This window comes from Pseudomonas sp. PS01301, assembly GCF_029960215.1.
GTDB classification, from domain to species: Bacteria; Pseudomonadota; Gammaproteobacteria; order Pseudomonadales; family Pseudomonadaceae; genus Aquipseudomonas; species Aquipseudomonas coleopterorum.
This window is the reverse complement of sequence record NZ_JASCPM010000053.1, coordinates 16,108-28,317: the sequence shown is the minus strand read 5'-3', so window position 1 is coordinate 28,317 and position 12,210 is coordinate 16,108. Positions and strand designations below refer to the sequence as shown.

The window sequence follows — 12,210 nt, the reverse complement described above, 5'->3', positions numbered from 1 at the left end:
GGCAGAGACCCGCTCCCACAGAGACCTAGTGAGCCTTTACTTGTGGGAGCGGGTCTCTGCCCGCGAAGAGGCCCTACCTGACACCCCAAAACCCGTTACAACCCCGCCAACACCCCTTCCCGCTGCCGCTGCTGCGCCAGGTACGGCAGGACCGCTCCTAACAGCGGCGCCTTGAAGGCCTCCTGGAAGCGATGCGCCAATCCCGGTATCAGCCGCAACTGGCTGCCCTTGATATGCGCCGCCAGATGCACCCCATGCATCACCGGCAGCAGCGGATCGGCCGTGCCATGCACCACCAGCGTCGGCACCCGCAGGCGGTTGAGCAAGGCCACCCGGCTGGGCTCGGCGAGAATCGCCATGATCTGTCGCTGCACCCCCAGTGGATTGAACGCACGGTCGTATGACACCTGCGCCTGATGCAGCAGCTCGGCGCGATCATCGGCGACCTGCGGGCTGCCCAACGCTGCCAGCAAGTCAGCCTGCTGCTGCAGCGCCAACTCCCGGCTCGGCGCGCTGCGCTTGGCCAGCAGCTGAAGCAAGGCTGTACGCGGCTCCGGCAGGCCCGGCGCGCCGGAGCTTGACATGATCAGCGTCAGGCTCTGCACCCGCTGCGGCGCACGATCGGCCAGGTGCTGGGCGATCATCCCGCCCATGCTCGCGCCCAACACGTGGAAGCGCTGCACCTGCAGCGCATCCATCAAACCCAGCGCGTCATCGGCCATGTCGGTCAGGCTGTACGGCGCCGACACCGCCAGGCCCAGCTTGTAGCGCAGCACCTCGAAGGCCAGGTTGGCCGACGGCGGCGGCTGCGACCAGGTCGACAGGCCGACATCGCGATTGTCGTAGCGAATCACCCGAAAGCCTTGCTCACACAGGGCGCTGACCACTTCGTCGGGCCAGTCGATCAGTTGCCCACCCAGCCCCATTACCAGCAACAGCGCTGGGTCCTGGACGCGACCGATACTTTGATAGGCCAGGCTGACCTGAGCCAGTGGAGCGTATTGAAGCGGAACATCGACATCGCAGCGTTCAGCTGCAAAAACCCACTGACCGCACAGCAGCGCGGTCAGAAACACCCATAGACGCATGACTTGCACCAGAACGCAGAACCCCATTGAGGCGCGAGTCTGATGACTTTTCGTACATCGCGCTGCCACACTTCTGTGACCGTTTGATGAACTCCGCTGTACGGTCTGTGGTACGCGCTCAGGCCAGCCGCTGCCGGGCCTGGCGCGCGGCCGCGACCATGTTGACCAGCGCCGCTTCGGTTTCGGGCCAGGCACGGGTCTTCAGCCCGCAGTCGGGGTTGACCCATAACCGTTCGGCCGGGATACGCGCTGCGGCAAGGGTCAGCAAGCGCAGCATCTGTTCGGTGTCCGGGACCCGCGGTGAATGGATGTCGTACACGCCAGGACCAATGTCATTGGGGTACTCGAACGCTTCGAAGGCCTGCAACAACTCCATGTCCGAGCGCGAGGTCTCGATGGTGATGACATCCGCGTCCATGGCAGCGATGGCCTCGATCACGTCGTTGAATTCGCTGTAGCACATATGCGTGTGAATCTGCGTCGCATCGGCCACACCACTGGCGCACAGCCTGAACGCCTGCACGGCCCATTCCAGGTAGGCCGGCCACTGGGCCCGACGCAGCGGCAGCCCCTCGCGAAACGCCGCCTCATCGATCTGGATGATGCGGATCCCGGCGCGCTCCAGGTCCTGCACTTCGTCGCGGACCGCCAGGGCCAACTGCCGTGCCTGGACTTCCCGCGGCAGGTCTTCGCGGGCGAACGACCACATCAGCAGGGTCACCGGACCGGTCAGCATGCCCTTGACCCACTTGCCGGTCTGCCGCTGGGCATAGGTGATCCAGTCCACGGTCATGGCGTGCTCGCGGCTGATGTCACCATAGATGACCGCCGGTTTGACGCAGCGCGAACCATAGCTTTGTACCCAGCCGAAGCGGGTGATCAGGTAGCCATCCAACTGCTCGGCGAAGTACTCGACCATGTCATTGCGCTCGGCCTCACCATGCACCAACACATCCAGACCCAGACGCTCCTGGACCTGGATCGCATGGCGAATCTCCACATGCATCGCGTCGGTGTAGTCATTGGCCGAGAGCTTGCCGGACTTGTACGCTTGGCGGGCCAGACGAATCGACGCGGTTTGCGGAAAGGAACCGATGGTAGTGGTAGGAAACGCCGGCAAGCGCAGGTGCGCCCGCTGTACGTCGATGCGTGTGGCGAAGGCCGACGAACGTTGCGTGTCGGCAGGCGTCACCGCTGCGAGGCGCGCTTGCACGGCCGGCTTGTGAATGCGCGGTGAGTGCTCGCGACTGACCCGTACCGCCTGACTCTGCGCCAGCGCCTGCTTTACCTGCAGCGCTTCGGGCGTATTCAGGGCCTGCACGAGCACGGCGATTTCCTCGCACTTCTGCACGGCGAAGGCCAGCCAGCTCTTGAGTTCGGCATCGAGCCGGTCCTCTCGGCGCACATCGACCGGGCTGTGCAGCAACGAGCAGGAACTGGCCACCCACAGATTGGCGCCGAAACGCTCGCGGGCCTGCTGCAGGTGCGCAAGCGCCGCCTCCAGGTCGCAGCGCCAGACGTTGCGGCCGTTGACCACTCCGAGCGACAGGACCTTGTAGGTGGGCAGGCGGTCGAGCACTGCCGGCAGTTGCTCGGGCGCGCGCACCAGGTCGACGTGCAGACCATCTACCGGCAGGCCCGCAGCCAGGCCGAGGTTGTCGTCCAGGCTGGCGAAGTAGGTCGCCAGCAGCTTCTTCAGCGGTGAGTATTGGAGAATGTGGTAGGCGCGCTCGAACGCATTCTTCCAGTCCTGGGGCAAATCCAGGCCCAGGATCGGTTCGTCGATCTGCACCCATTCCACCCCTTGCCGGGCCAGGCGCGAAAGGATCTCACCGTACACCGGCAACAGCCGTTCCAGCAGGTCGAGCTTGTCGAAGGCCGAGCCCTTGGCCTTGCCCAGCCACAAATACGTGAGCGGTCCGATCAGCACGGGCTTGACCTTGTGACCGAGCGCGACCGCCTCGTCGACCTCTTCGAACAACTGCTCCCAACTAAGCACGAAGCGCTGGTCGGCACTGAATTCAGGCACCAGGTAGTGGTAGTTGGTATCGAACCACTTGGTCAGCTCCAAAGCATGCTGGGTCTCGCCCGCTGCACCGCCGCAACAGCTTCCGGCACCACGCGCCATGGCGAACAACGTGTCGAGCGTGGGCCTGCCATCGGCACCCAGGGCATCGGCGAAACGGCTGGGCACCACGCCGAAGGCAGCCGAGTGCGCGAGCATCTGGTCATACCAGGCGAAGTCACCCACCGGCAGCAACTCGATGCCAGCCTGCGCTTGCAACTGCCAGTGGCGGGCGCGCAGCTCCCGGCCGGTCTGACGCAGGGCTGCCTGGTCAAGATCGCCTTTCCAATACGCTTCGAGCGCCTTCTTCAGTTCGCGGTCAGCGCCGATGCGAGGAAATCCGAGGGTGTGGGCCAGTGCCATGAGTGCAGCTCCTTGTAAATGATGGCGCCATTGTCGACAACCACACCAACATGAGACAAACTCAATCTTTTCGTGTTGATCACAAGTTCTACTCATGGAGACCAAGGTGCTCGAAATCCGTCACCTGAAAACCCTGCACGCCCTGCGCGAGGCCGACAGCCTGGTGGAAGCCGCCGAGCGCCTGCACCTGACCCAGTCGGCGCTGTCCCACCAGTTCAAGGAACTGGAGGAGCGCCTGGGTATGCAACTGTTCGTGCGCAAGACCAAACCTATTCGCTTCACCAGCGCCGGGCTGCGCCTGCTGCAGCTGGCCGACGCCACACTGCCGTTATTGCGCGGCGCCGAGCGTGACATCGCTCGTCTGGCCGGCGGCACCGCAGGCCGGCTGCACATGGCCATCGAATGCCACAGCTGTTTCCAGTGGCTGATGCCGACCATCGACCAATTCCGCGATGCCTGGCCGGAAGTGGAACTGGACCTGGCCTCCGGCTTCGCTTTCGCACCCTTGCCGGCCCTCGCCCGTGGCGACCTGGACCTGGTGGTGACCTCTGATCCACTGGAGCTACCGGGCATTACCTATGTCCCGCTGTTCACCTACGAGGCCATGCTGGCGGTGGCCAACCAGCACGTACTGACAAGCAAACCCTTCATCGTGCCCGAAGACCTGGCCAGCGAAACCCTGATCACCTACCCGGTGGAGCGCGACCGGCTGGACATCTTCACGCGCTTCCTCGAACCGGCCGACATCGAGCCGGCGCAGGTGCGCACCTCCGAGCTGACAGTGATGATGATGCAGTTGGTGGCCAGCGGTCGCGGCGTCTGTGGCATGCCTCACTGGGCGCTGCACGAATACAGTTCGCGCGGCTATGTGAAGGCCAAGCGCCTGGGCGACAAGGGCCTGTTTGCCACGCTGTATGCAGCGGTGCGCACCGACATGCTCGACGCGCCCTACATGCGTGACTTCCTGCTGACTGCCAAGGACACCTCGTTCTCCACCCTGGACGGCGTCAGCGCCGTACGTTGAGTCCGGCAGGCCAAGCACTATTTAAGTAGCGCCCTGGCGCCTCGCTCACGGTTCGTAATGGCGAGCGCGATGACCCTGCCGGTCATCGCCTCGACATCAGGAAACCGTCCACATGAGCGATGCCCCTACCCCTTTCGTTGCCCGTGCGCTGACATACCGGGCCTATCCGATTCGCCACGACAACCTGCTGCAGGAGGGCTCCCTGCTCTGGCAGCGCGCACGCACTCGCCTGCAAGCCCTGCTTGCGCAAGCGCCACGTGCGGTCGATACGTTACCGGCGCGGCAGCCAGCGCTGAACAATCAGACGCTGGAGGATCACCGCCGGCAACACTGGATCGACTATTGGAACGGCCGCGCGCCCTATGCGGCAGTTTCGCGTCGAGCGGAGGCGGAGCAGGCGTTCCTCGACCACCTGCATGCCGCTGCGCAACTGGCTTACTACCACGGCCAACTGGACCACACCCAGTTACGGCCGCTGCTGACCCTGCTCGAAGGCGGCAGCGAAATCCGATCACAACACATCTACGTAGAGACCGTTGCCTTGCAGACGCCCGACGGCACTCGCGTGAAAACGGCAGGTGCACTTCTACTGACTGTGGACAGCGACACCCCGGTGGCGCAGTTGCTCTACCTGCCCTCACGCAACCCCGCATTGCAGGCTTTCGCCGATCGTCAATCGCTGCAGACCTACCTGCTGCAGGATCGCCGCCAGATCTGGTCCCACGCGAATCTGCGCACCGATGCCGCCGTGGAGCTCAGCTACCAGCCTGCCCAGCTCTCCAGCGCCTGCAAGCAGTGGTTGAGCCACAGCCGCTTGCTCTATCTGAAGACGGCGCGCTCGGGCAGTAACGGCGAGAGCGCAGAAGAAGACGACGCGGCAGTCCTGCCCACAAACGCCGTACCGTTCGCCGACCTGCCCGCCTTCGATGCGCCCGAACCGGCAGAGGGTGCCGACAACTTCACGGCGTTCGGCAGCCTCAGCCCGGACATTCCCCAAAGCCATCGCTGGGCAGAGCTCAAACGTCAGCATCAGGCCATGCTGAACCTGCTCGGGGACGACCTGCGAGCAGGCTCCGAAAGCCCGGGATGGGTACGCCTCAAGGATCTGCTGGCCGCCCTGTCCGCTGCCCAGGAACGCGCAGCACAGGCTGCGGCCGGGCTGTTGGCAGCGCAGCAGCTGGAAGATCTCTACCGCCTGCGCTATTTACCCAACCCCCATTATTCGTCCCTGTACCAGGCGCGACTGGAAGGCTTGCGCGCCGAAGTCGCCCTGCAACAGGCGCTGGGCCTCTTGACCCTGCCCCAGGTGCAATTGATGCAAACGATTCTGGCGCACCCTCAATCAAGCCAACGCGGCGCCGAGAACGGCACCGCTTACGCGCTGTCACTGTCGATTGCCGACGTCAACGGCACCACGACCACCATCCGCACCGAGGAGTTGCACGGGGTAGTGGCATTCATGCAAACGCCAAACCCAACAGACGACAACTTCGTGCTGGTGTACTGGCCAGGCTCAGGCGGCGGCCTGGAGCCGTTCGAGTCGGTCGCACACCTCAAGCGCACGCTGTTTCGCCTGAGCGCCTTTGGCAACGATGTCACCCTGCATCTGTCTCCGGTGACCGGCGACTTCCTCGATTACGGCCTGCAGAATCAACTGCACGCCTGCGAGGAGCAAGCCAACCAGCTTCTCGAACAGCTGCCCGCAGCCACTCATGAGCCACAGCGCCAGGAGGCCTTGCAGCAACTGACCTCCTCCACTTACGAACACCTCGTGGTGCCCGCCCACGCCGCGCGTGACCGCGCCTACGTGCAACTGGCCCAAGAGGGTTTCAGTGAGCGCCTGGAAAGTGAACTGCCCGATTGGCTGAAGAACCTTGCACCTGAGGACCGTGGGCGCCTGAAGTCTTTGATCAGCGACTATATCCGCGCTGTGCGGGCGACCAATGGGCAACTGGAACGCGACCTGCCGGACCTCGATCAGTACGCCGATGCCTTGCTGCAGGAGCGACTGCGCACCGACTTCAACCTGACCGACGACGTGCATGTGCTGATCGACATCCCTGACCGGCTCATCCATCGTAAACAACCCGTGTCCGGCTCTGGCGCCCCTGGCACGCCGCAGCAAACCGTGGCCACCGCAGGTCCGGAACGCACGCCATGGTCGCTCGCCCGTCTGGCGCAGCACAATCTCGACGCCGACATGCTGCAACGCCTGGGCTTCATGCAGGTTCAGGTGAGCGGTGCCGACGCCGAGCAGCGCGCTCGGGTAACGGCCGGTATCGATCTGAGCTATCTGCGTCGAACAGTGCGTGATCTGAACCTGGCGCAGGCGTGCGAAGACAAGATCCGCCAGGCATTCCTCGGTCACGTCGGGCAGTCCGCCCATGCCCTGGCTCATCAGCGCGAGTGCCTGATCGAACCCACGCGGCTGATGCTGCACATGCAAAGCGACTATGCCCGTCATCGCGGTCGGATCAGCGCTGACGGCCACGCTTTGGCAATGCTCGCCATCGACGCCAGCGATGCGGCGGCCTGGCGATCGCGGGGCCGCGACGTGCAACTGCTGCCGGCACGGCTAACGGTCGGCGGCAGCGATACCGGTGATCGACCCACCACACTGTCCGGCCTGTCCTTCATTCATGACCGTAACGGCGGCCAGACCCTGCTGTATCTGCCCGACGCTCCCGACCGGCGCTGCCTGCGCGAGTACCCAAGCCTTGAGGCCGCCCGCCTGGGGCTTTTCACGCTCAGCTTCGACAGCACGATGGGCAACTACCTGGCCGAGCGGGCCATCGCTGGCAGTGCCGCCAGTCACAAGGCGCGCATCGACCAAGCCGGGCTGCACAATTTCGATGCCTTGATCGGTGTCGGCCATCCCTGGCCAGCCACGACCTCGCTGGCCAGCCATCTGCTCGATGCGCACATGGGTCGCCTCATCGAAACCCAACGCCAACGGGGCCGCAGCAACGATGCCTTGTACCTGCAGCAAGCAGCCGTGGCCCACGGCAACGTGTTCGACTACCTGAAAATGGCCTTTGGCGTGCTGCCCCTGGTGGGCACCGCGCTGGCGCTGCTCGACGCCTGGACAGCCGCCAATGCCGCTGTCGGTGCGTGGCGTGCAGGTCTCGTCAGCGAAGGCCTGGACCAGCTGGAAGCTATGCTCGGCGCACTGATCGATGTGGCTATCGATACCGTTCCCGGCGCCGTTGCCGTCCCTGGCGGCAGCCGCTTGCTGGCTCGCGGCCGCCAGTGGTCGGCGCTCGCCCGGCGCGCAGGCGCCCCACAGGCGGTGAAAGGGTCTGCGGCAGGCAGGCCCGATCCCTTCAGCGGCTATCGCTACACGCTACCCTTGGACCTGAGTAACCTGCAACCGGCCACCCAGGGCCTGTACCGGGGTATCTACCGCCATGCCGAGGGCGATTTCATTCTGCGTGACGGTCAGGTCTACCAAGTCACGCTTCACGCCAGCCCGCAGACCTGGCGCCTGCAGGGCACGGCCAGCAAGACCTATCCTCAGCCCATTGCGCTGGATCCAAGCGGGCGCTGGCAGACCCACGGTGCGCTCTACGGCACATTGATCAAGGACGGCCTGGCAGGCGGCGGTGGCGTGCTGGGCTACCTTGGCCATCGCGCCGCTGACGGCTTGCAGCCGCTCTGGCCGGCCGCCGTCCGCGAGCGATTGCCGCGCTGGCTGGTGGATCGCCAGTATCGCCGTCACTTCGAGCTTTCCAGCAGCATCGATCACCACAACAGGCTGTTGCACGAGCAGTTGAACCGCCATGAATCACTGATCATGACCCAAGCCGCCGATCCGCAGCGGCGGGCCAGCGCCGAAGCGGCCTGTACCAGCGACATCGAGCGGGCCGAGGCCCTGTACGAACTGTTGCAGGAGCACGAAGGATTGGTCTCTCGCGACTTCCTGCGGCGTAACAAGCAATTCCAGAGCGAAGTCGCCTACATCATTGCCGGACGCAGGATCAACCACGCCAACATGGCTCGGCGCACGATCAACGAACTGATCCAGTCCCTCGATCAGGTCCGCGCGCCTGGGGAGCTGTTCGACCTGCCCGCCTCGCAAATGCGTGAACAACGGCAGATGCGCCAGAACATGGACAACCAGTTCAGCCTTATGGAGCAGCGGTTGCAGCAGGCCGAAGTTTGGGCCAGTCGGGTGAGCCAACGCGGCGACCGCGCTCAGGTGCGCCAGGTGCTGGAAGCGGTGGCAGACGCGGACCTGGAAATCGCCCGCGCGTCCAACCTGACTCAATTGGCGCACAGAACCGCAGACGTCAGGGACGTATCGCAGATGTTTCACCTGCTCGACACCCGGCCCTTGAGAAACCGCTTCCATCATGGCCTGGAAAGCCACTTCCGATTGCTCGAAACGGCGGCCGGCCTGCGCGAGCGGCAGAACGTATTGCGCAGCTCGCGCCAGATCTATATCGATTACCGCAACCAGATGAACACCTGGCGGCGCAACCGGCCGGATCGCTTCGAGCTCGACGCATTCGAACGGATGATCCAGTCTCTGGACCGATTGATCGACCACGCGGACCGGATGATGCCGCAGCTGAGCACCATCACCCGACGACCGAAGCAACCGGCCTCCTCAGCCCGCAGAGTGTTCGAAACCCACGAGCATGATTTTTTCATTGGCGACGAAGGCCGGACGGCGGACGGGGAACAGATCTTCACCCTCACCGGCAGCGCGGGCAGGCCTGAAACCTATCGCCGCGTGGGCAACCAGTGGCGTCTGCAGGATGATCCGCTGAGCGCTTCGCTACCGGAACATTCGCAGCCCCTGGCCGAATTGCTCGCCGAGGGCCGCAAGTGGCTTGAGGCCAGCGACGCCCACGAACGGCGAGTGGAACGCTATGCCGTTCCCGGTGAAGCACCGGCCAATCTCGAAGACCTGATGGTCAACCAGGGCCGGCAGCTGGAACTGCGTGCCTCGGCCATCGAGCAGCGGCAGCCTGCGCAGGAACTGGCACAGCGCCTGCGCAGACGTGCCCGGGAATTGCGGGCAAAGGGGCGGGCCATGCGGATCCGGCAGGCGATGAGCAGCCAAACGCCGACCGAGGGGTATCTGGACTATCTGCTCGAGCAACGTCAGGTGGACATCGTCAGACTGGGGGATCGAGCTTCCCTCGGCGCCGAACGTGCCGAACCCGACTTCCTCCAGGAGTACGTCATCCGCGACCTCACCGTCGAGCCACCCGTCCCGCTGTGGTATGCACACTTTCACTACCGTCGGGAGCGGGCGGGGTTCGGGCAGTTCGAAAGGGCCCACATCAAGCGGCCGGATCAACGCATGCTGGGCTTGCGCTGGCAGCAGGAGCAGGGTGATGAAGCACAACGTATCTGGCGCGGGCCCATCGGCAAGGCGCTGGCGGTGAAGCACTTTGCAGATGTGCAGGCGTAATTCGCCGAGGAGACAAACAAGCGCCCTGCCCTCGTTGCGCCGGATAACGATCCAGCGGTCAGCGACGAGGGCAAGGGGCCTACATCAGGAACAGGGTGGCCAGGCCAAGGAAGATGAAGAACCCGCCGCTGTCGGTGACGGCGGTGATCATAACGCTGGCGCCCATGGCCGGGTCGCGACCGAACCTGGCCAGGGCCATGGGAATCGATACACCCATGAAAGCGGCGAGCAGCAGGTTCAGGGTCATCGCTGCGGTCATCACCACGCCCAGTGACCAGCTGCCATACAGCAGATACGCCACAACCCCGATCACACCGCCCCAGACCACGCCATTGACCAGCGCAACGCCCAGTTCCTTGCGCATCAGGCGCTTGGTATTGCCGTTGCCAGGGCTGACCTGGTCCAGCGCCATGGCACGTACGATCATGGTGATGGTCTGGTTGCCGGAGTTGCCACCAATACCGGCCACGATCGGCATCAACGCCGCCAGGGCCACCAGCTTTTCGATCGAGCCTTCGAACAGACCGATCACCCGCGAGGCCATGAACGCCGTGATCAGGTTGATCGCCAGCCATGACCAGCGGTTGCGCAGCGAACGCCATACCGAGGCGAAGATGTCTTCTTCCTCGCGCAGACCGGCCGTGCGCAGCGCTTCGCTTTCGCTTTCTTCACGAATCAGGTCGACCATGACGTCGATGGTCAGACGCCCGATCAGCTTGCCGTGCTTGTCCACCACGGGCGCGGAAATCAGGTCGTAGCGCTCGAACGCCTGAGCGGCTTCGTAGCCGTCTTCGTCGGGATGGAAGCTGACCGTGTCGCTGGCCATCACCGCCGCCACTTGTTTTTCCGGGTCGTTGACCAGCAAGCGCTTGATCGGCAGCACGCCCTTGAGAATGCCGTCGGAGTCGACCACGAACAATTTGTCGGTGTGGCCCGGCAGCTCCTTGAGACGGCGCAGGTAACGCAGCACCACTTCCAGGCTGACGTCTTCGCGGATGGTGACCATCTCGAAGTCCATCAGCGCACCAACCTGGTCGTCCTCGTAGCTCAGGGCCGAACGCACGCGCTCGCGCTGCTGGGCATCCAGGGTTTCCATGAGCTCGTGAACCACGTCGCGCGGCAGTTCGGAGGCCAGGTCGGCGAGCTCATCGGCGTCCATTTCCTTGGCCGCAGCGAGGATCTCGAAATCGTCCATGTCCGCGAGCAAGGTTTCGCGTACCGAGTCCGATACTTCGAGCAGGATGTCGCCGTCGCGCTCGGCCTTGACCAACTGCCAGACGGTCAGGCGCTCTTCCAGAGGCAAGGCTTCGAGAATGTAGGCAACGTCGGCGGAGTGAAGATCGTCGAGCTTGCGTTGCAACTCGACCAGGTTCTGCCGGTGAACCAGATTTTCGACCAGATCGTTGTGCTGGCCTTCCTGGCGATGAGCCAGGCTTTCGACGATACGCTGGCGTTGCAACAGGTCGACGACCTGGGCCAGACGATCCTGCAAGCTTTCCTGCGTTTTCTTTGCTTCTACTTCAGACATAGGCGAACTCCACTCCCAGCAGTGGGCACGCCGGGAGAATCAATCGGTCGATTCTTGATGGGTATACAGCTTCAGCGAGTAACTACTGGGTAAGTCCATGGAGGTTTTCCAAAGCCCCGGCGGGGCTGACGGGCGCAATCATACACAACTTGTACGGATTCATAGCGAAAAAAACAGGGTTGAAACAACTGCTTGCGTGCAACGCTGGCAAATCATGCATCACCGTGGGTGGGACGACGCATTCGGTAAACAAAGCACAACGCGTGCTTCGCCAGGGCTGACTAGTCTGCTAGGCAACATGACCCACGACCAAGGACGGATACCGGTGTACAGACCCTTCTTCACGCTTGTGCTGCTGGCTTCGCTGGCGCAATCGGCCGACGCCGCTGTAGTGCAGCGCTGCCAAGGTCCCCAGGGGCACATCACCTTCACGCACTCGAACTGCCCCGAAACCCAGCCCTGGGTGCGTCAGCGAGCGCTGAACCCGGCATCCGGAAGAAAGCCCATGGCGCGCAAGGCGGCGCCCCGTCGGTTGCCAGTGACGATCGTCGAGGACGGCACACGTACACGGTTGGCAGCGCCACCCACGCCGCCCGTCAAGGCACCGAAAAAAGCCAGTCGCATGAAGAAAAAGAGAAGACCCAAGTATCTGGCTGAAGAGCAGGCGCCGCCCGCCAGAAAACTTAAAACGCAGAAAGCAAAAAGCCCGCATTGAATGCG

At 63.7% G+C, this 12,210-nt stretch carries 6 protein-coding genes; 3 read left to right on the top strand and 3 right to left on the bottom strand.

From position 1 onward, the window contains the following. Positions 1-95 precede the first annotated feature (95 nt). Positions 96-1,115, bottom strand: coding sequence for an alpha/beta hydrolase (locus QMX89_RS20260; protein WP_282349596.1), 1,020 nt, complete (start codon positions 1,113-1,115; stop codon positions 96-98). A gap of 91 nt (positions 1,116-1,206) precedes the next feature. Further along, positions 1,207-3,516, bottom strand: coding sequence for a 5-methyltetrahydropteroyltriglutamate--homocysteine S-methyltransferase (gene metE / locus QMX89_RS20255; RefSeq protein WP_282349595.1), 2,310 nt, complete (start codon positions 3,514-3,516; stop codon positions 1,207-1,209). Between the two features lie 106 nt (positions 3,517-3,622). Here metE and metR point away from each other — a divergent pair, with 106 nt between their 5' ends. Both metR and QMX89_RS20245 read left to right on the top strand, forming a co-directional pair. Next, a complete protein-coding gene (metR, locus tag QMX89_RS20250; protein WP_282349598.1) occupies positions 3,623-4,540 on the top strand; it encodes a transcriptional regulator MetR in 918 nt (305 codons plus the stop codon). A 112-nt stretch (positions 4,541-4,652) separates the two neighbouring features. Then, positions 4,653-9,962 carry a DUF6543 domain-containing protein gene (locus QMX89_RS20245; RefSeq protein WP_282349594.1) on the top strand — a complete coding sequence of 1,770 codons (5,310 nt, stop codon included), beginning with the start codon at positions 4,653-4,655 and terminating at the stop codon, positions 9,960-9,962. Between the two features lie 79 nt (positions 9,963-10,041). Here the strand turns inward: QMX89_RS20245 and mgtE are convergent, their stop codons facing one another. Next, entirely contained in the window at positions 10,042-11,490 is a 1,449-nt protein-coding gene (gene mgtE, locus QMX89_RS20240) for a magnesium transporter (RefSeq protein WP_056843768.1), read from the bottom strand. 298 nt (positions 11,491-11,788) lie between these two features. On the opposite strand from mgtE, the gene QMX89_RS20235 reads away from it, so the two are divergent. Continuing rightward, positions 11,789-12,205 carry a hypothetical protein gene (locus tag QMX89_RS20235; protein WP_282349591.1) on the top strand — a complete coding sequence of 139 codons (417 nt, stop codon included), beginning with the start codon at positions 11,789-11,791 and terminating at the stop codon, positions 12,203-12,205. Positions 12,206-12,210 lie beyond the last annotated feature (5 nt).